This window comes from Hymenobacter sp. BT559 (genome assembly GCF_016427535.1).
GTDB lineage: Bacteria > Bacteroidota > Bacteroidia > Cytophagales > Hymenobacteraceae > Hymenobacter.
In genome coordinates this window covers 433,282-454,085 of sequence record NZ_JAELXV010000004.1, presented here as the reverse complement: position 1 = coordinate 454,085, position 20,804 = coordinate 433,282, and the positions used below count along the sequence as shown (strand labels likewise).

Here is a 20,804-nt window from a genome sequence, read left to right as displayed (position 1 = left end):
TTAGTAGTCCGTAGGGGAATCGAACCCCTGTTGGTAGAATGAAAATCTACTGTCCTAACCCCTAGACGAACGGACCGTTTTTGTTTTGGTGGTGCAAAGGTACAACGGTTTACTTTCAAACCAAATATTGGGGCTAATAAACGTAGCACATAATTAAAACTGCGTTGATTTTCAGCCGAAAAAAAACTGCGCGCTTGGTGTAGCTGTTAAGAGAAGCAGAAGGTGCGAGGCTGTCTTTTCGGTAAAAGAGCCTTAGCGCGTACCTTCGCCGCACATTTCACTGGTGCCGCCTGGGCGGCCCGTCCTACTTCCATTTTTCCCAACACCATGGCAAAAATCAAAGTCGCCATCAACGGCTTCGGCCGCATTGGCCGCCTCACCTTCAAGTCGCTCCTCGGGCGCGACAACGTGGAGATTGTGGCTATTAACGACCTCACGGACAATAAAACCCTCGCGCACCTGCTCAAGTACGACTCGGTACACGGCCGCTTCGATGGCACGGTTAGCTACGATGAGGAGAGCCTCACCGTAAACGGCCAGCGCATTGCTGCCCTCGCTGAGCGCGACCCCAAGCTGCTACCTTGGAAAGACATGGGCGTAGATGTAGTGCTGGAATCGACCGGCCGCTTCGTAGACGAGGCCGGCGCTGGCCAGCACATCACGGCTGGTGCTAAGAAAGTTGTGATTTCGGCCCCTGCTACCGGCAACATCCCGACCGTAGTACTAGGTGTAAACGAAGACACCCTGACCGGCGACGAGACCATCATCTCGAACGCTAGCTGCACCACCAACTGCCTGGCCCCGATGGCCAAGGTGCTGAACGATGCCTTCGGCATTGAGAAGGGCTACATCACAACCGTGCACGCCTACACCTCGGACCAAAACCTGCAAGACGCGCCGCACAAAGACCTGCGCCGCGCCCGCGCCGCTGCCTACAGCATCATCCCGACCAGCACCGGCGCCGCTAAGGCCGTGGGCTTGGTACTGCCCGAGCTGAAAGGTAAACTCGATGGTATCGCCATGCGCGTGCCCATTCCGGATGGTTCGACGACCGACCTGACCGCCATTCTGAAGACCGAAGCCACGAAGGAGCAAATCAACGAAGCCATCAAAAAGGCTGCTGAAGGCCCGCTGAAAGGCATCCTGGAGTACAGCACCGACCCGCTGGTGAGCATCGACATCGTAGGCAACGCGCACTCGTGCATCTTCGATTCGCAGCTGACCTCGACCAACGGCACGCTGGTGAAAGTAGTAGGCTGGTACGACAACGAGTTTGGCTACTCGACCCGCACCGCCGACCTCATCCAGAAGCTGGGCGAGAAAATGCAAGGTTAATTTAATTATTAATGATTAGTTGTCAATGGTTAATTGCCCTTTAAAGTAATTGACAACTAACAATTAATAATTATAAAAAAGGCCTGCCTGCTAGGCGGGCCTTTTTTATTGTCTTTTTTGAATAGTCGCCTGGCGGGCGACGCTAGAAGGTATGCCGCGTACTTGTTTCATTTTTAATCCGATGGCGGGCACCGGCCGCCGGGCCGAGTTTCCGGTGCTGTTGGCGCGGCACTTTGGCACTGAAAGCCAGGGCGACTACGTGCTGCGCCCCACTGAAGGGCCCGGCCACGCCACCGAGTTGGCGCGCGAGGCTGCGCGGGCGGGCTGCCGGGTAGTGGTGGCCGTAGGCGGCGATGGCACCGTGAACGAGGTAGGGCAGGGGCTGCTGCACCAAGAAAATACCGCCATGGGCATTGTGCCGCGCGGCTCGGGCAACGGCCTAGCTCGCCACCTCAAAGTACCCCTAAACCTAAGCCGGGCTTTGCGCCGCCTGCGCGAGCCCGTCTTTAGCCGTATGGACGTAGGGCGGGTCAATGGCCGGCCGTTTTTTTGCACGGCTGGGCTGGGGTTTGATGCCCGCGTGAGCCAAATGTTTGCCCAAGCCGGCTCGCGGGGACTGAGCACCTATATGCGCGTGACCCTGAGCGAATACCAGACGTTTAAGTCGGTGCCGGTGGTAGTCGAAACCAACGGTGTGAAGCTCGAAACCAACTGCTACGTGCTGGCCTTTGCCAATGCCTCGCAGTACGGCAACAACGCCTACATCGCGCCCGACGCCAATTTGCAGGACGGCCTGCTCGATATGTGCCTCATGGATGCGCTGCCGCCTTGGCGAGCCGTGCAAGTGGTGCTGGGTATGGCCCTAGGTACGCTGCCGCGCACTGGCGGCGCCGCCTACAGCCACACGAGCCACACCACGGTGCGTGCCGCCGCGCCCATCGGCTGCCATGCCGATGGCGATTACCTAGGCCACGGCACCGAGTTTGAATTTGACTTGCTGCCGCTGGCCCTAGAAGTGGCTGTGTAGCGAGCAAACACGGCAATCCGCTGGCCGCCTTTCATCGTAAGCTGCTGCGCACTGGCAGTTTTTGAGCAGCGCGTAAGCTATTTATCGTGTTCGGCTGTTAGGCAGGTAGAACTTAATTTAGCTGCATAAAGCAGAACTATAATGGCTCAGGATTTTATTAAAGAGCTGCAAGCTGACTTGCAGCCGGCCCGGCAGCGGTTGGTCGACCACTCGCTGTACTACAGCATCCACTCGCTCGACGACCTGCGGGTATTTATGGCGCACCACGTGTTTGCGGTGTGGGATTTTATGTCGCTGCTCAAAGCCTTGCAGCGCGACCTTACCTGCACCACGCTGCCCTGGGTGCCCACCGGCAACCCCGCCACGCGCCGCCTCATCAACGAGATAGTGTTGGAAGAAGAAACCGATGTTGACCCCGAAGGCCAGCCTACCAGCCACTTCGAGCTGTATTTGCGCGCCATGCGTGAGGCCGGGGCCGACACCGCGCCCGCCGAGCGCCTGCTTGCCGCCCTAGGGGAGGGGGCCAGCGTGCCCGCCGCCCTAGCCGCCGCCCAGGCCCCGGCAGCCGTGCAGGAATTTGTGAAGCAGACCTTTGCCGTGATTGCGGCCGGGCAGCCGCACGCCGTAGCGGCCGCGTTTACGTTTGGCCGCGAAGACGTTATTCCTGATATGTTTCGGCACCTGGTGGCCGACCTAGGGCGGCGCTTCCCAGGTCAGCTCGACACATTTATTTATTACCTCAACCGCCACATCGAGCTCGACGAGGAAAACCACGCTCCGCTGGCCCAGCAAATGGTGCGCGACCTCTGCGGCACCGACCTGGCCCGCTGGCAACAGACCACTGAGGTAGCCCGCCAGGGTATGGCTGCCCGTGTAGCCCTCTGGAATGGCATTCAGGCGGCGCTGGCTCAAGAGCCAGCTACCACGTAATTTTCGGTTATGAAAAAAGACCAGCGCCAGGGCGTGGTGTACTCTACCAATCCCGATTTTACGTACCAAACCAGCGGCGAAGCGGAGGCTACCACGCTGCCACCCCAGCAACAGCAGCTGCGCGTGCAGCTCGACAAAAAGCAGCGCGGCGGCAAGCAGGTTACGCTCATTACCGGCTTCGTGGGCCGCGAGGAAGATTTACAGACCCTAGGTAAGCTTCTCAAGACCAAGTGCGGCGTAGGCGGTAGCGCTAAAGACGGCGAAATAGTAGTGCAGGGCGACTTCCGCGCCAAAGTGCTGGAAGTGCTGCTGAAAGAAGGCTACAAGGCCAAGCAGATAGGCGGCTAAGCTGCTAGTTACTGGTTAGTTGTAAATGGGTAATGCCGCTCAACGCCCCGCTTGGGAGTCGTTGAGCGGCATTACCCATTTACAACTAACCAGTAATAATTACTCCTTCACCTGCTCTAGCGAGCTGCCGCTGTTGAGGTCTTTCTCGATGCGGTTGGGGTTGCCGGCGTATTTCACTTGGCTGCCGCTGCTGAGGTCTACTTTCAGCACATCGGTGGCGCGCACGCTGGCTTCGGAGCCGCTGCTGAGGTCGACGGAAGCCTTGGTAGCGCGCAAACCTAGGGCATTGAGCGAGCTGGCGCTGGAGCCGTCTACCGACAGCTCGTTGGCCGAGCCGCTGAGCTCGGCGTGGGCAGCGCTGCTGAGGTCGATTTCGAGGTGCGGCACCTCAACGGCGAGGCGGGCCGAGGCGGCGCTGGAAGCATTCACGCGCAGGTCTTCGTCGCGGAAGCCGCTTACGTCGGCCTGGCAGGCGGCGCTTAGCTCCAGGCGCTTGAGCCGGGGCAGCGTCACGGTTACCAGTATTGGATTGCGGTGGTTGCCGAAAGCCGAAAACAAGCCGTTGTTGCGGCGGCCTCGGATGATAAGCCGCTCGCCGCGTACTTCGAGACGCACGTCGTCGAGGTCGCCGCTGCGGCCGGCAGCCTCAGCCTTATAGCTGTTGCCCTGCCGCACTAGTACCCGAAACAGACCGCCTGCTTCGATTTCGCTGAATTCTTCGCCGCTGCTAAGGGTCTTGCGCCCGGTGCCGTAGTGGCCGGGGTCGGTGTTGAAGTTGGGCGCGCTGGTGCTGATGCGCACGGTGGGCTCATTGCCATCGGTATTCACGTGCAGCTTCATTTTGGTGCCATCAGCATCGATGTCTACTACCTCATCGCCGTCGTTATCATTGTCGTTGTCAGCATCCTCCCGGTCAGCGGGCGGGCAGTCGAGGCAAGCAAACTTGCCCTCACGCGTGATACGGGCACGGTACGAGCGGTCGCCATCGGTGTTGGGCAGCTCGCCACTAGTAAAGTCTTCGCCGCGCAGGTGTCGCACAAAGTCGGGCGTGAGGCGGTACACTTTGTCCAGAGGCAGGTACAAGGTCAGGCGCAGCTTCTGGTTGCGGTACGGGGCGTTGTCCTTGAGGCGCAGACCCTCATCAAAAGTGATAGTCGAATCGCGCTGCTCGATGTTGTACACCATCGTTTGCTGGGCCGTGAGGCGGGCGGCTTCTTCGGTGCGGCCGTTGGCCCGAAACTCCTGCTCCACGTAGGGTGCCTTGCCGCTATCGGCCGGGGCCACGTTCAGATTCACCCATTCCATGCGGTCCTCCACATCACGCGAGTCGAGCACGATGCCTCGGCCCGGCGTAGCATTTAGGCGCAGGGTTGTGTCGTAGGTACCCTTAGCCTGAAACTCGCGAGCCACTTGCAAACCGGCTGCTACCGAACCTGCCACGCCTAGTAGCCACAAGCCTAGCATCACCAGCCCCGTGTTGCGGCCTAGTATCCAGCGGCGCATTATCAGGCGCAGGCCCAGCAGTATCAGGCCGATGGCTATAATGCCTACCGTCAGCGCCATAGCTACTGCGCCCCAAGGGGGCAGGTTGCGCACTACCGCACCAAACTCATTGTCGAACATAAAGCCATTGCTGGTATGCTCCACGGCTGTGAAGGGAATAATGCTCAGGGCGGCACCTAGGAGCACCAGCGTGCCAATCAGCCAGCCGCCTCCCCAGAAAATCAGCCATAAGCCTACTAACCAGCGAATAACAGTACCTAGGAAGGAGGCCGCCGGCTTGGCGCTACGCGCCGCCCCCTCTAGAAAAGTGCCTACCGAGCGGCTACCAGCCGGCGTAGTTGCATCGCCTTCAAAGGCGCTGGTGCGCAACGTATTATCGATGCCCGAAAGCGTGACGGCGTCGCCGCGCATCTGCATTTTCTCCGATACCATGCGGGCCTCGGGTACTACTACCCACAGAATGAGATAGATAATGAAGCCCGAGCCACCTAGGAACAAGCTCAGTAAGAACAGCACCCGCACCAGCACCACATCGGTGCGGAAGTAGGCCGCCAGGCCAGCCGATACGCCGCCTATTTTACCAGTATCCACATCGCGGAAGAGCTTGCGGCCGGTGAGCGAGCCACCAAAGTCGAGCGTATCGATAGGGGCGGGGGCGTCGTCGCGCTTGGGTAGGGCTATCCACAGTACGATGTAAGCAATGAGCGCAATACCGCCAAAATCAAAGTGATGACGCACAAAGCCATTGCCAGGAAAAAAGCGCACGCCACCAATGAGGTTGGGCAATAGGACGAAAGCCAGGAAAATCAGCCGCACCACCAGCGGGTTTACCATGAAGTATTGCGCCAGGCCAGCGCATACGCCCGCAATTTTGCGGTGTGCTAGGTCGCGGTAGAGGCGGCGGCCGTCGGCCGTGCCCTGGCTGCCAGCAGGCGGAGGCGTAGCGCCGCCCGTGTAGCCACGCCCGAAGCCGGCCGACTGGCTGGCGGCCGTGGGCTCGGCGTAGGCGGGCTCGTCGTCTTCATCAGGTTCCGAGGCAAAGTCGCTCACGCGGCCCATCTTGGCGGTCATTTCCTGCACGTCGGTGAGGGTAATGACTTGTTTAACAGCCGAGAGACGCGCCGAAAACAGCTCGGCAATGCGGCCCTCGATGTCGGCCACTATCTCCTCGTGGCCCTGGTAGCTGGCAAAGTGCGCCTTCACCTCGTGGAGGTAGCGGCTAAGCACTTCGTAGCCATCATCTTCGATGTGGAAGATGATACCCTGCAAGTTGATACTGATGTTCTTTTTCATGGGAAAGGCCGCAGGCGGCGAAGCGCGGCAGTTTTAGGCTGAAAGAGGGGCGGAAATGCAGGGTGATTAAGCGGGGCGACGGGGCTGGCGAATAATGCCGACCGAGAGGGCCATTTCTTCCCAGGTCTGGCGCAGTTCTTCCAAAAACTGGCGGCCCGAGTCGGTGAGCGTGTAGTACTTGCGCGGTGGGCCGGAGGTCGATTCCTTCCAGACGTAGTCGAGTAGGGCGGCATTCTTGAGGCGCGTGAGCAGCGGGTAAAGCGTGCCCTCCACCACTATCATGCGGGCTTGGGTGAGCTCCTCCAGCATATCGCTGGCGTAGGCCTCCCCGCGGCCGATAATCTCCAGAATGCAGAATTCGAGGATGCCTTTGCGCATCTGCACCTGGGTGTTCTCTAGTTTCATGGGCGGTATGGGCTAGTAGTAGGTGAGGAACAGTACAAATGTAGTACAGGTACTTTGTATTGCATAATACTCGGTGTAAAAATTTTTTGTTGCGGCATAGGAAGGAGCTCAAAAAAATATTTTTAAGACTAGGCCACCAAGAGGTTTCAAAATGAGGGCAAACCTTACCCTGTAATTAGAAAAGTTCAAGAAAATACTAGCTGGCTACCGCCCAGCTAGCTCCTGCATCGCTAACTGACGAGCTAATGCTTGGAATGCGAGCAGATTAAGAGGAGTTGCCGCTGGCGAACCAGAATAAGACAGGTAGCTACTCGCACTATCTGGCAGTAACTTGCGTTGGCGTGACAATTTTCTTCGTCTTTATATCTGCTATGCTAACATCTACCCCTGCTATTCGGTCGTGGTGCACGAAGTGGAGCCTAGGCTTAGGGCTAGCCCTGGCCGCCGTGGTGGGCGCTCATGCCCAAACCAGCGCCCCTAAGTACAGTAATGAGTTTCTAAACCTAGGCGCAGGGGCACGCTCCCTAGGTATGGGTAAAGTGCAAGTAAGCCTAGCCACTGATGCCACGGCAGGCTACTGGAATCCCGCTGCCCTCACCAATCTGCAGGCCCGCTACGACGGAGTGCTCATGCATTCCGAATTGTTTTCGGGGGTCGTGAAAAATGACTACGCCGCTTTTGCCATGCCCCTCGATGATAAAACCGTGGTGGGGGCCACGTTGCTGCGCTCGGGCGTCGATAACATTGCCGACACCCGGGCCCTTATCAATGAGTATGGTCAAATTCAGTACGATAGAATCAAATATTTCTCGGTAGCCGACTATGCCTTGCTGCTGAGCTACGCCCGTAAGCTAGGGCCTGAAGGCCTGAGTGTAGGGGCTAACGCCAAGCTGATTTATCGTAACATTGGCTCCTATGCTAACGCCTACGGCTTTGGGATAGATGCTGGCGTGCAGTACAATCGCGGAGGATGGCGCCTGGGCCTAACGGCCCGCGACATTACAACAACCTTCAATGCTTGGAGCATCAACGCCGAGAACTTTAAGGCCACTACTGTTCCTGGCGAAATTATTCCGACCAACTCTACTGAGCTGACGCTGCCTAGGTTGGTAATAGGCGTTGGGTATCAGTTCAAGCTGCCGGCCCAGTTTACAGCCTTGGTAGCCACCGACCTCGAAACTACCACCGATGGCAACCGCGGAACGCTCCTTGCCGCCAGCCGCGTAAGTATTGACCCACGAGCAGGAGTGGAAATAGGCTACCGCAACCTGGTTTTCTTGCGGGGCGGCGTTGGCAACTATCAGCAAATAAAGATGATGGATGCCGTGCCCGCGGGTACGCCGGCTACCTACCATGATGAGTGGAAGGGGCAATATAGCCTGGGTGCCGGCGTGGCCTTGAGCGGCCTGCGCGTTGACTTGGCACTGTCGCGGCTGACGCTTGATAATTCAGCCAGTGTTAACTCATTGATAGTAAGCCTCGGCTATGGGTTTGGGAGCCGGGCCGGCGGCTTGCGCACCAGCAACTAAGCGCCGGGCACCTAGGGCGGCCAGGAGCTACCAAATTAGCTGAAACCTATTATTTCTATACCGCTGGCGCAGGCCGGCTTATTCTAATTAAGCGATGACACAACAGTACACCGCTGGTTGGCAAATTACCACTATACTACGGGGCGTGGGCAGAGGCTTACTCGTCTTGCTAGGCGTGTTGCTGAGCTTGAGCGCATACGCCCAATCAGGGCCCTACGGCAACGAATGGATAGTAGCTGGCCAGCCTTACTACAAACTAAAAGTGTGGCGCGATGGTATTTATCGTCTCGACTACAACTATTTACGTAGCCTCAATGCGGCGGGCGTGGCCCCCACGCAGTTTCAGCTCTGGCGGCGGGGTAAAGAGGTGGCTATGTATCAAGGCGGTAACCAAGCTACGCTCGATGCCACAAGCTACCTAGAGTTCTACGGCCAGCGCAATGATGGTAAGCTAGACCGCGAGTTCTATAAAAACCCAGGCGACCAAGCCCACCAATACTATAGCTTTTACACCGATACAGCGGCCTATTTTATTACTTGGGGCAGTCGGACTGGCAAGCGCATGACGCAGCCCGCAGTGGCCGGGGGCACACCTCATGCCTGGCGCCTGCAAACGTCGCTGAAGCTAGTGGTAAGGGGCTATGTACAAGGCCCCACTGAAGGCACTGCTCACATGCCGTGGCTAGAAAGCAGCGAGGGGTTTTTCTCAGGTACAACAAACAACGAGTCGGTGCGCACCGATAGCCTACTAAGAGCCATTTCTACGCAGGGTGGGGCCCCGGCTATCAAAGCCGAAGTCTGCCTAGTAGGTGGTAGTGTTTCTAGCGGTAAGGGCGGCCCTGCTGGCCAGCATACAGTCAGCGTACGGGTGACGCCTCCAACCGGCGCGCAAAGGGAATTAGGGGTTCTCCAATTTCAAAACTATAATCCAGTTCGCGGCGGATACGTTATTCAACCCGAAGAGATTAGCAATGGCACCGTTGCGGTGCAGTGCATTTCGCTCGATCCACGCGTAGCGGCGCCTTACGATGTCTGGCGCTATGCTTACCTGAAAGTAACGGCGCCGCAACAGAGTGTGTGGTTTGACGACCGCCGCAGCGTGTGGTTCCAGAATGATTCGCTGCTGGCTGGCCCTGCCACATACGAGCTAGCTAATGTGCCCGCGACGGTAGTGGGCTACGACGTGCAAGACCCTTGGAATGTGCAGCGTGTGTCCTCTACGGCTGCCCAAACGATGGGAGGCACTGCTCGACGCTTTGTGTTTCCGGGAGCTTCGGAGCAGAGTACGCACCGTTTGCTGTTGACCGATACCAATGTGTGGCTGGTGCCTACAGCAGCGCGGCGTGTCACCTTCCGGGCAATAGACCCCGCCAAACCCAATTTTGTTATCATCACTCACCCGCAGTTGATGCGAGCCGCTGGTAGCGTGTCCAACGCCGCTCGTGCCTATGCCAACTATCGGGCCTCGGGGGCTGGTGGCCGCTACGATACTCTAATGGTAACGGCCCCGCAGCTTTATGACCAGTTTCACTATGGCGAACGGTCAGTGATGGCCCTGCGTCATTTTGCGCTCTGGCTAGTAGGCTCGTCACCAGCTGTCCAAGCCAAGTATTTACTCCTATTGGGTAAGGGCCTAGGTCCAGGTACACAGCCAGGCCAAGATTACATCCTAGAAGGTGGCGGCATTGTGGCAGCTTACACAAGCCGCATATTGGGTGAGCAGGGTGTCGACTTAGTGCCTACCTCAACGGCCTCGACCTCCGATAACTTCCTATCGAGCGACTGGCCTAACAATAACTTCGTGGCGCGCATGCCTACCGGGCGCGTGCCAGCTACCACCCCGCAGGAAGTAATGAACTACCTAGCCAAGCTGCAGCAGCACGAAGAAAAGCTAACGACCTACAGCCCGACCGACCCCCAAACCTGGCGCAAGAATGTGGTGCACCTGGTGGGCGGCGCTACCAACGATGAGTTCCGGGAGTTTGAGGGCTATCTCAATGGCTATGCTCGCCGGGTACCGCGCCCTTTACTGGGAGGGAAGGTTACAACATTTCGTAAAAACACAACGAATCAATTTGTTGTCCCGCTCAATATTTCGACGGAGCTTAATGCGGGATTAGCGGCCATTACTTATTTCGGCCACGGCGCCCTCAACTACTTCAACCTAGATATTGGCAACATCAATGACGATGCTAACGGCTATCAAAATGTAGGGCGTTACCCAATCATGATGTACAATGGCTGCATTGCCGGCGATTTTGCCTTTAATACGCAAATTTTTGGCGTCAACTGGCTATTAGCCCCCCAAAAGGGTTCGATTGGTATGCTGGCTCAGGCGTGCGACTCCTATGCCTACTTGCTCGACCCCGTGCAGGATAAGATGTATGAGCTGCTGTTTAATAATGCCACATGGTTTGGTCAGCCTGTAGCGCAGGTATACAACGAAGTGGTGCGCCAAATGCAGACCAAACCCGCCTTCCAGTCGGTAGTTGGCCAAGAGCAGCTGCTGAGTACTACCTGGCAGGGCGACCCGGCCCTGCGCCTGTACGCGCCGGCCAAGCCCGACTTTATTGCCAGCAACGCAACCTTGTCGCTGGCGCCGGCCGCTGGGGCTACCGCTATCACGCCTACTGCGCCCTTCGTGCTGCGAGTTGGTGTAAGCAATCCCGCGCGTATCACCACCGACCCCGTGGAAATTAGGGTAACTCGTACATATAGTGGGGGCCGGGCAGCCGAAGTGATTACCCAAACCTTCAAGCAGGCGTGGGCTCGCGATACGACCTATGTTATTACCCTAGGTAACACGGGCGACGTGTACGGCGATAACACCTTCAAGGTAGAGCTGGACTATGCCAATAAAGTAGCTGAGCTCGACGAAACAAATAATGCAGCCACTATCACCTACTCCTTCCTGAAAGGCGGGATAACGCTGGTGACGCCCACCGAATTTGCGATTGTGGGCACTAGCCGACCCCAGCTTGTGGCGCAAAACAACGATGCCGCAGCGGTGGCGCGGGGCTACGATTTTCAGGTCGATACCGTGGCTACTTTCAACAGCGGCGCACTTAAGCAGACTCTCAACCTCTCAGGGGCAGCCGTAGTAAGCTGGCAGCCGCCGACACTGGTTGGGGCACGCCCCGACTCCGTGGTGTGGTACTGGCGGGTGCGCTTTAGCCAGCCCGCAGCGGGCGAAGACCCTAATTGGCAGCAATCGTCTTTCCGGGTTATTTCAAGTGCCGTGGCGGGTGGTTGGTCACAAAGCCACCATGCGCAGTTTCAGCGCGACCAACTTCAAGCGGTGGCTGTGGCTGCACCCACAGGGCGCTGGCGCTTTGCCGACCAGCTCCAGACGGTAACACTCTTCACGGTAGGCGGGGGCGCCGCCGGGGCGGGCAGTACCTTCAATATTGGTAACGGCTATGGCATTCGCACCGATGTGACGGTGCCGCCTTACCTAGGCGACTGCGGCACCAGTTCGCCCAATCTGCTGCTAGTAGCCCTGGATGGCCGCACGCTCAAACGCGTGGCAGTGCCCGGTGGGCCATACAGCACTTGCGGCCTAGGCGACCAGCAGTTCTACCATTTTGGCAGCACCAGCGGCGACACTCTCGATAACCTGAACAACAGTGCGGCGCGCCAGCAGCAGCTCGTGACGTTCCTCAACAATGTGCCCGAAGGCGCCTACGTGGCCCTCATTAGTATGAACCGCCTGCGCTATGCGGCCTTCCCGGCCAGTGTGCGCGCGGCGCTTACCAAGCAATTGGGCAGCCAGCTCGCTGCCAGCGGCCAGTTGCGCAACGGCGAGCCCTGGGCGCTGCTAGCCAAGAAGCTGGCAGCCGGCGGCCAGTTGGTGCGCGAGCAAGGCCCCGACCGCACCCTAGCTCAGCCCGGTTACAACCAGCTAGTGAACTTCGTAGATACGGTGCGTGCCCCCGGCCAGGCTGGTAGGGTGCTGAGCACGCGCATTGGCCCGGCGCAGGAATGGCAAACGCTTTTCAACGTTATCAAGCGCGAAAATACTACCTCAGATTACACCCTGCGCGTGCTGGGCGTTGATGCCAACAATGCGACGGCTGAACTGGCACCCGACGTCAAAACTAAGTCGTATAGCCTGACGTCGGTACAGGCCTCTAAATATCCTTACTTGCAGCTCGAAGTAACGCTGCGCGACTCGGTAAACCGGGTGCCGCCACAATTGCGGCAGTGGCTCGTGGCCTACAAGGGATTGCCCGAGGGTACGGTGCGACGTGACTTGGTAGCCAGTGCCAGCTACGACCCGGCAACGTTGGCTGGTCAGGCTGCAAATAATGGAAAAATTGCCTTCCCCGTGGTGTTCCAGAATATTGGCGGCATCGACTTCGGGTCTCCGCTCGTCACGCGCATCGACTTGCTCAATGCCAGCGGCGTTTCAGTAAAGTCGGCCACTTTCACGGCGCCTAGCATTCTTAAAGCCGGAGAAAGCATGACAGTGCAAGTGAGCTTGGATGTAGTTGGGATATTCGGAACCCTCACGCCAGTCGTAACGGTGAACCCGGTAACCAACCGTCAGTCCGAGCTGTATTTTTTCAACAATACCCTCACACTGGCGCCCTACACTATTGGCGATGGCAACGTGCCGCCCACGCTCGATGTGGCCGTGGATGGCCGTCACCTGCTCAACGGCGACATAGTATCGCCGATGCCAGTAGTTAGCATTCAGCTCAAGGACGAAGACAAGCTGCGGCACATCAAGGATGCGTCGGCTTTTACGGTGCTGCTTCAGAAGCCCGGCCAGACGACTCCTATGCTGATAAATACCCTAGGTAATTCGGAGATTCAGTTCACCATTGACTCGACCTCACAGGCTGGCTCGGTGGCGCGCCTCGACTTTCAGCCGGGCAAAACGACGCCGCTTGAAAACGGCATCTACACGCTGCAAGTGCAGGGCCGCGACCGCTCGGGCAATGCCGCTGGTACCCAGACCTACCAGATTCGGTTTGAGGTTGTGAAGGAATCTACCATCACCAACGTGTTTCCTTATCCTAACCCGGTCACGAGCACGGCCCGCTTCGTATTTACGGTGACGGGCCAGGAGCTGCCCCGCGACATGAAAATTCAGATTATGACGCTCACGGGCCGAGTAGTACGCGAAATCTTTATGAGCGAGCTGGGGCCGCTGCACATCGGCAATAACATCACGGACTACGCCTGGGACGGTACCGACCAGTATGGCGACCGGCTGGCTAATGGCACCTACCTCTACCGCGTCTCGCTCAACGACCCCAGCGGGCAATTTAGCCAGCGTGCTACTGCCGGCGACAAAGCTTTCCAGAAAGACTGGGGCAAACTCGTGCTATTGCGATAAATTCAAATTAAAAACCGGACACTAAAAAAGGCCCGTCTATTACGATAGACGGGCCTTTTTTAGTGTCCGGTTTGTTAGCGCCGCCGCAGTGTCACGAAGCTGTAGGCTACGGCGTGGCGGTCATCGGCGAGGTGGCGCTGGCGGGTTTCTTCGCGCCACTCGGTGGGCGAAAGGGCTGGGAAAAATGTGTCGCCATCGGCCACAGTCGTATGCACCTCAGTGAGGTGCACCACCGCAGCGCCGGGTAGGGCCTGTCGGTAGATTTCGCCCCCGCCAATAACGCAGATTTCATCGCCCCCCGGCTGAGTGGCAGCCAGGGCTAGTGCCTCGGGCAGCGAGTGCGCCACGAGCACTCCCGCTGGTGCCGACCAGCCGGGGTGGCTCGTGAGCACAATGTTGGTGCGGCCCGGCAGGGGCCGCCCGATGCTATCGAATGTGCGCCGGCCCATCACGATGGGGTGGCCTAGAGTAAGGTCCTTGAAGTGCTTGAGGTCGGCGGGTAGGTGCCAGGGCAACTGGCCCTGGCGGCCTATAACACCGTTTTCGGCGGCGGCCACAATAAGAGAAACCATATAAATAATTGCTAATAATGTAAAAAGCGTGCCTAGGTGCCCCGGTTGGCGCGCCGCGAGTACGTGCCCATTAGGGCCTAAAACTCTAGCCGGGTGCCGCGTAGGAACTCGACCACGCTCATACGTTTTTTGCCTTCGAGCTGCACTTCTAATAGGTCGAGCCAACCGCTGGCGGTAGCCACGCGCAGGTACTGGCGACCATCGGTAGCCCAGGTGCCGGGTGCAGCGGCCTCGCCCGGCACAGCCTGCGCCCGAAATACTTTCAGGCCGCGGCCATCAGGCAGGGTGGTATAGGCCGCGGGCGCGGGGCTGAGGCCCCGCACGTGGTGCACCAACTCAGTGGCTGAGCGCGCAAAGTCGAGCCGGCCAGTTTCCTTCGTGAGCTTGGGGGCTGGGCGCAGGCCATCGGGCGAGGTAGGCTGGGGCGTGCTGGGTGCCGCGCCGGCCGCAATGGCTGCCACCGTGCGGGCCGCCAGCTGGGCACCTAGGACCTTCAGCTTATCGTACACCGACCCAAAGTCATCGTCGGGCGTAATGGCCAGCTTCTCCTGCATAATCAGGTCGCCAGTGTCGATTTCGTGGCGCAAGAAGAAGCTCGTGACGCCCGTTTCCTGGTCGCCGTGCATCAGGGCCCAGTTGATGGGGGCCGCGCCGCGGTACTGCGGCAGCAGCGAGCCGTGGATATTGACTGAACCCAGGCGGGGCATATTCCACACGGCCTCGGGCAGCATCCGAAAAGCCACCACCACTTGCAAGTCGGCGGCATAGCTGCGTAGCTCTTCCTGGAAGCCGGGGTCTTTCAGATTAGTAGGCTGCAGTACGGGCAGGCCGTGGGCCAAGGCCGCCTGCTTCACGGCCGAGGCTTGCAGCTGCCGCCCGCGCCCGGCGGGCCGGTCGGGGCCCGTGACGACGGCCACCACCTGCGCCTCGGGCAGCGCAAGCAGGGTTTCGAGGGTGGGCACGGCAAAATCGGGCGTGCCCATAAAAATGAGGCGGAGCGGAGTAGGCATAATGAACTGAAGGCGCCAACCAGCGACCTAGGCCGCCTGAGCGCGGCGCGAAAGTAACCCGCCCGCCCCCAATGCAGCCTAGGTGCAGGCCAGGCCTGCGTCGCGCTAAAGGGGGTGTTGCACCTTTCCTTCTCCTATATATAGCTCAGATGCAGCTTGCTTACTTTATCGTTCGGGGTATAGCAGGTACTTTTTGCGCAGCGCTTTGTAGCGACTTAGGGCCGGCTGCCAGCTCGCCCGGATGCTAGCCTCCGAGCGCCCCGCTATGATTTGCGCCCGCAGTGAGTCGGTGCCTGCCAGCTGCTCAAAGTATTTGGTAAAGAAATGCTCCTTGTCGGTGCTCTGTCGGTAAAAATCGAGCAAGTACTTAAGCGTAAAAAACTCCGCTGGCTCGCCGGGGGCGGGCTGGTGCAGGTTGAGGCCGTAGCACAGTTGGCCGTTGAGGGGCGGGGTAGGGGAGCCCGCATTGGGGCGGGGCGTAAACTGGTAGGGCCGGCTAGTGGGCTGCGTGGGGCTGCCAACTACCTCAAACGGCCGCTCGGTGCCGCGGCCTACGCTCACGTTGGTGCCTTCAAAAAAACAAATGCTCGAGTACAGCGCCACAGCGCGGGCCGTAGGCAGGTTGGGCGAGGGGCGCACGGGCAGGGCGTAGGGTAGGGTATGGGTGTAGCGCCCGGCCATCGGCACCACCTTGAGGGCGCACTGGCGGCCGCCGGCCAGCCATTTTTCGCCATTGAGCATCTTGGCTAACTCGGCTACCGTGAGGCCGTGGCAAACGGGCAGTGGGTCGAGACCCACAAACGAGCGATGCTTGGGCTCAAGTACCGGGCCATCAATCACTGCGCCGTTGGGGTTAGGTCGGTCGAGCACCACCACAGTCTTGCCCTGCTCGGCGGCGGCCTCCATTACGTAGTGCAGTGTGCTAATGAAGGTGTAGAAGCGCGTGCCTACGTCTTGGATGTCGAATACCAATACATCTACGTCGGCTAGCATTTCAGGAGTCGGCTTCTTGGTCTTGCCGTACAGCGAGCGCACCATAACGCCCGTGCGGGCGTCGCGCCCATCGGCGATGGTGGCCCCATCAGCCGCCTCCCCACGAAAGCCGTGCTCGGGCGCAAAAATGGCCGTTAGGTTTACGCCTCGGCTCTTGAGCGTGTCGGCTAAGTGCGTGCGCCCCACCAGCGAGGTTTGATTCACAACTAGCCCCACCCGCTTGCCTTGCAGCCAAGGTAGATAAGCGGGCAGCTGGGCGGCGCCTACTTGCAAGGTCGGTGCTGCCGCAGGCTGGGGCGCTGGCGGCACAGCACTTTGGGTGAACATTCCTAAACCGAGGGCACCTAGGAAGCTGGCGCCGGCCAAAATGCGTAGTATCATACGCCAAAACTACACGTGTTCGGCGGCTAGCCGCCGCCGTGCGCCAGCCCAGCCGTAGCTTTACGCCCGCTAGTGAACATTGCCCGCTACATATCAAGCAAAATGGACGGGGCCGACGTCGGCTCCTTCACCCATTCGGTCACCCGCATTGCCACGGTGAGCATAGCCCTGGGCATTGCCGTGATGCTGGTGTCATTCTCCATCCTGCAAGGCTTCCGCGAGCAAATTCAGGGTAAAATCTTCTCGTTTGGCGCGCACATTCAGCTCTCGCGCTACGACAATACTAACTCGCTCGAAGTAGCTCCGCTCTCTGAGCCCGACCTGCGCCAGCGCCTAGGTGCCTATCGCCAGGTGGCGTCGGTGCAGCCCTTCGCCCGCAAAACGGCCATCATCAAAACCACCGACGAGGTGCTCGGCGTGGTGCTCAAAGGCATCAATGAGAAGCACGGCCCCAACTCAATGCGCCAGAACATGGTGGACGGCAAGTTCATCACCTTCACCGACACGGCCGCTAGCCCCGACATTGTGGTGAGCCGCAAGGTGGCCGATAAGCTACGGCTGAAAGTGGGCAGCGAAGCGCTGTTCTACTTCATTCAGCAGCCACCTAGGGTGCGTAAGTTTCGGGTGTCGGGCATTTACCAGACGGGCCTCGACGAGTTTGACGAGGTGTACGTGCTCGGCGACCTGCGCCAGGTGCAGGAGCTCAACGCCTGGCCCGACTCCTTAGTGGGCGGGCTCGAAGTGCGCCTGCGCGATTTCAAGCAGCTCGATAGCACCTTCGACCAGTTTTATGAAGAGCTACCCTACGAGGTGCGCGTGGAGAAAGTAACTGACCAGTATGCGCAGCTCTTCGACTGGCTGCAGCTGCTCAATCGTAACGTTATCATCTTCTTAGTGCTCATCATCTTCGTGGCCACCTTCAATATGGTCGCTACCATTTTCATCATGATTCTGGAGCGCACCAAGATGATAGGCATTTTGAAGGCCTTAGGGGCGAGCGATAACCAGATTCGGGAGATGTTTTTCTTCCGGGGTGTGGCCATCACGCTGCGTGGTTTGCTCATTGGCAATGCCGTAGCGCTAGGCTTTTGCGCGCTGCAATACTATTTCAAGGTCATTCCCCTCGACCCCGAAAACTATTACATGGACCGCGTGCCCATCGCCTGGGACCCTACCATGATGATACTGCTCAACGTAGCTACGCTAGTGGCCTCGGGCCTGGCCGTGCTCATTCCTACCTACCTCATCGCCCGCATCAAGCCCATGGTGGCCATCCGATTTGACTAACGGCGGGCAAGAAAACTGCTCGGTTAGCGTTGGGGTAGTTACCGCGCCGGCCGGTCTTTTTACGCAGCTAACTGCTCGGCAAAAAGCTCGCGTTGGTCGATGAGAATTGGGGCAAAAGCAGGCTGCGCCGTACCTTGCAGGGCTTTAGGTCAGCCCAAACATTACTTTTTACACCGAGCTAACGCAACCACTTTGCCTGCTGGCTTACTCTTAAGCGCAATCCATTACTTTTTTTACATGAAAAACTTTTCGTTGCGGGCAGGCCGTTTCCTGACCCTGGCGTTCCTTCTCGTCGGCCTTGGGCTGAGCAGCTGCAAAAAGGACGAAACTACCACCACGGTAACTGGTAACTGGACGGCTGGCAACTCCTTTCCGGGGGTAACGCGTAGCGGCGCCGTAAGCTTTGTGATTAACGGCATCGCCTACGTAGGCACGGGTAACGACGTAAGCAGCACCCGCCTCAAAGACTTTTACGCGTTTGACCCCGCCAAGGGCAGCTGGACCCAGCTAACGCCTATGCCCGCTACTGCGCCGGCCCGCTACCTGGCTGCTGCTTTTGCTGCTAATAACAAAGGCTACGTAGGCACTGGCTTTGACCAAAATGGCAATTACCTAAGCGACTTCTGGCAGTTTGACCCTGCCACGCCGACCGTGACGACCACCACCACGAATGGCACCACGACCACGACCACGACCACTGGTACCTGGACGCGTATCAAAGACTTCCCGCTGACCACTACCGGTACGGGCCGCCGCGGCGCTGTGGCCGGCAGCGTGGGCAACGTAGGCTACGTAGGCTGCGGCTTTGGCGGCAACTACGAGAAGGACATGTATAAGTACGACCCCGCTACCAACTCGTGGACCGATATCGGCTTCCCCGGCAACAAGCGGGTAAATGCCTCGGCTTTCACGCTCAATAACGTGATGTACGTGGGCTTCGGCACCAATAACAACACGACCGACACGCAATTCTGGGCTTTCGACCCCGCCTCGACCACGGCGCCCTGGACGCAGAAGCGCAGCTTGGCTAACATCAGCAACTCGACCGAGAGCTACGATTACAGTGGTGTAGCCCGCACGCAGGCCGCTGCTTTCGCTGTCAACAACATCGGCTTCGTAGCCGTGGGTAACAACGGTAGCAACTCGCTGTCGTGCTACCAGTACGACCCGGCGGCCGACACCTGGACGCTGAAAAACCCCTTCACTGGCTCGGCCCGCTCGCTACCCGTGGCATTTGGCATCGGCAACACGGGCTACGTAGGCCTAGGCGCCACCGGCACCACGGCATTCGACGATTTCTGGAAGTTTGACCCGAATGCTTCGCAACAATAAGTCTGCTCTTAGCTCGGCGCCGGTAGCACTGGCTACCGGGTGGCAACGGCTACTGCTGGGGCTGAGCCTGCTGCTAGTGGCAGCGGCCTGCTCCAGCACGCCCGGCAACATTGGCGTCGGCCTGCCTAGCGCCGACGCCAATACGGGTGCCTATCTGGTAGATACGCTTACTATTCGGGCCTCGACGGTACTGCGCGACTCTATCATTACTTCTGGGTCGAACCTGCTGCTGGTGGGGCGCTACAAAGACCCACAACTAGGTACCATCACGGCCAAGAGCTACGTGACGATGAGCTTGCCGAGCAACTTCACGCCCAGCCAAACCCAGGTGTTCGACTCGCTGGTGCTAGTGCTCAAGCCCAACACCTACCGCTATGGCGACACAACCAAGACGCAGACGCTCGTCGATGTGCACCGGCTGAATTCGTTTGCACCTACCACGCAGCACGGCTACGCCTCGCCCAAACTCACGCCCATGAGTGGCCGGGTACGGGCCGAGTCGGTAAATGACCCTAACCAAGTAATCGTGCGCCGGGCGCGCCGGAACATCCCTACGCTACGCCTGCGCCTAGCGAGCGCCTTTGGCCAAGAGCTGCTGGATGCGGGCAAAGCGCGGCTGCTTACCAGCCAGGAGCAGCTGGACGCCCGGTTCCCGGGGCTGGCGCTGCTGCCTGGTGCTACCGACGAAGCTGCGTTGGTGCAGTTTGCGGCCAATAGTGAGACGGCAGCCCTCACGCTCTACTACCACGAGCCGACTGACCCAGCCACGGCCCTCAACTATGCATTTGCTCTGAGTACGGGCCGGCACTTCTACCAGGCAGAGGCCGACCGCTCGGCCATTGCTGGCTTGAACACGCTTACCACGTCGCTCCAGCAGATTCCGGCTGCCCTCACTACACAGCAAACGTACATTCAGGGACTGCTGGGACTGCAAACTAAGATTGAGATTCCGTACCTGACTAACCTGCGTAGCTTCGGGCGAAATATTATCATTACGAACGCGGTAATGATAGCCCAAATGCCCGATAATACGTCGGGTGCTAGAGCTAATTTGGCTCCGCCAGCTAGGTTGAGCTTGTACAGGAGCAACCGGAATAACCAACCCATTGCCCTGGTGCAGAATACCCGGCTAGACAGCGATGTTACTGCTACTGGCACTCCTGTCACGTTCGATTATAGAACTGATGTAGCCAATCTAGCAGGAATTAATCAATTCGGTTACCGGTGGTCAGTGCTTGAATATTGCAAAGACGTGTTGAATGGGACAGTAACTAATGACGGCCTGCTTCTCAATACTGCTTCGCCCATCACGCCCGAGCGAGTAGTGCTGGGAGGACCTAATCTCGTGAATAATAAATTGCAGCTGCGGCTATACCTCATCAGCAATAACTAGTGCTAGCTAAGCTGACCCTAGGGTCTTAGAAACTGCCTCGGATGTGAGCATCCGAGGCAGTTTTGTATTTATACCCAAGCTACTTAGCGTGGGTGTATAAAAAAATAGTGCTTACTGGAGCG

General features: G+C 58.5%; 14 protein-coding genes and 1 tRNA gene. 9 read left to right on the top strand and 6 right to left on the bottom strand.

Features of this window, described 5'->3' with window-relative positions:
• Nucleotides 1–4: 4 nt before the first annotated feature.
• Nucleotides 5–76, bottom strand: a tRNA-Glu gene (locus tag JAO77_RS16355).
• Nucleotides 77–327: 251 nt separating this feature from the next.
• Here JAO77_RS16355 and gap point away from each other — a divergent pair.
• From gap to JAO77_RS16335, 4 genes are all read left to right on the top strand, one after another.
• Nucleotides 328–1,335, top strand: coding sequence for a type I glyceraldehyde-3-phosphate dehydrogenase (gap, locus tag JAO77_RS16350; protein ID WP_198991442.1), 1,008 nt, complete (start codon nt 328–330; stop codon nt 1,333–1,335).
• Between the two features lie 151 nt (nt 1,336–1,486).
• On the top strand, nt 1,487–2,362 hold the full coding sequence (locus JAO77_RS16345) for a diacylglycerol/lipid kinase family protein (protein WP_198991441.1): 876 nt from the start codon (nt 1,487–1,489) through the stop codon (nt 2,360–2,362).
• Nucleotides 2,363–2,503: 141 nt separating this feature from the next.
• Nucleotides 2,504–3,292 (top strand): DUF3050 domain-containing protein, encoded by a 789-nt coding sequence (locus JAO77_RS16340; protein WP_198991440.1) that lies wholly within the window; start codon nt 2,504–2,506, stop codon nt 3,290–3,292.
• A 9-nt stretch (nt 3,293–3,301) separates the two neighbouring features.
• Nucleotides 3,302–3,640, top strand: a complete 339-nt coding sequence (locus tag JAO77_RS16335) for a translation initiation factor (protein ID WP_198991439.1) — start codon at nt 3,302–3,304, stop codon at nt 3,638–3,640.
• Between the two features lie 99 nt (nt 3,641–3,739).
• Here the strand turns inward: JAO77_RS16335 and JAO77_RS16330 are convergent, their stop codons facing one another.
• Together JAO77_RS16330 and JAO77_RS16325 are read right to left on the bottom strand one after the other, a co-directional pair.
• Complete coding sequence (locus JAO77_RS16330; RefSeq protein ID WP_198991438.1) at nt 3,740–6,436, bottom strand: GIN domain-containing protein; 2,697 nt, start codon at nt 6,434–6,436, stop codon at nt 3,740–3,742.
• A 66-nt stretch (nt 6,437–6,502) separates the two neighbouring features.
• Nucleotides 6,503–6,841, bottom strand: coding sequence for a PadR family transcriptional regulator (locus JAO77_RS16325; protein WP_144844577.1), 339 nt, complete (start codon nt 6,839–6,841; stop codon nt 6,503–6,505).
• A gap of 371 nt (nt 6,842–7,212) precedes the next feature.
• On the opposite strand from JAO77_RS16325, the gene JAO77_RS16320 reads away from it, so the two are divergent.
• On the top strand, nt 7,213–8,370 hold the full coding sequence (locus JAO77_RS16320; RefSeq protein WP_198991436.1) for a putative type IX sorting system protein PorV2: 1,158 nt from the start codon (nt 7,213–7,215) through the stop codon (nt 8,368–8,370).
• 94 nt (nt 8,371–8,464) lie between these two features.
• A complete protein-coding gene (gene porU2, locus JAO77_RS16315) occupies nt 8,465–13,714 on the top strand; it encodes a putative type IX secretion system sortase PorU2 (protein WP_502213821.1) in 5,250 nt (1,749 codons plus the stop codon).
• A 74-nt stretch (nt 13,715–13,788) separates the two neighbouring features.
• Here the strand turns inward: porU2 and JAO77_RS16310 are convergent, their stop codons facing one another.
• The 3 genes from JAO77_RS16310 to JAO77_RS16300 all read right to left on the bottom strand — a co-directional run bounded on the left by JAO77_RS16310 (nt 13,789) and on the right by JAO77_RS16300 (nt 16,670).
• Nucleotides 13,789–14,286: a dihydrofolate reductase gene (locus JAO77_RS16310; protein WP_198991432.1), complete on the bottom strand. Its 498-nt coding sequence runs from the start codon at nt 14,284–14,286 to the stop codon at nt 13,789–13,791.
• Between the two features lie 77 nt (nt 14,287–14,363).
• Entirely contained in the window at nt 14,364–15,296 is a 933-nt protein-coding gene (gene fmt, locus JAO77_RS16305; protein ID WP_198991431.1) for a methionyl-tRNA formyltransferase, read from the bottom strand.
• 165 nt (nt 15,297–15,461) lie between these two features.
• Complete coding sequence (locus JAO77_RS16300; RefSeq protein ID WP_198991430.1) at nt 15,462–16,670, bottom strand: exo-beta-N-acetylmuramidase NamZ family protein; 1,209 nt, start codon at nt 16,668–16,670, stop codon at nt 15,462–15,464.
• Nucleotides 16,671–16,772: 102 nt separating this feature from the next.
• On the opposite strand from JAO77_RS16300, the gene JAO77_RS16295 reads away from it, so the two are divergent.
• The 3 genes from JAO77_RS16295 to JAO77_RS16285 all read left to right on the top strand — a co-directional run bounded on the left by JAO77_RS16295 (nt 16,773) and on the right by JAO77_RS16285 (nt 20,682).
• Nucleotides 16,773–17,957 (top strand): ABC transporter permease, encoded by a 1,185-nt coding sequence (locus tag JAO77_RS16295; protein ID WP_198991428.1) that lies wholly within the window; start codon nt 16,773–16,775, stop codon nt 17,955–17,957.
• 237 nt (nt 17,958–18,194) lie between these two features.
• Nucleotides 18,195–19,289, top strand: coding sequence for a Kelch repeat-containing protein (locus JAO77_RS16290; protein WP_198991427.1), 1,095 nt, complete (start codon nt 18,195–18,197; stop codon nt 19,287–19,289).
• The gene (locus JAO77_RS16285) at nt 19,273–20,682 is read left to right on the top strand and encodes a DUF4270 family protein (RefSeq protein ID WP_198991425.1); all 1,410 of its coding nucleotides are present in this window, start codon (nt 19,273–19,275) and stop codon (nt 20,680–20,682) included. The genes JAO77_RS16290 and JAO77_RS16285 overlap by 17 nt, the downstream gene beginning before the upstream one ends.
• The last annotated feature ends 122 nt before the right edge of the window (nt 20,683–20,804 follow it).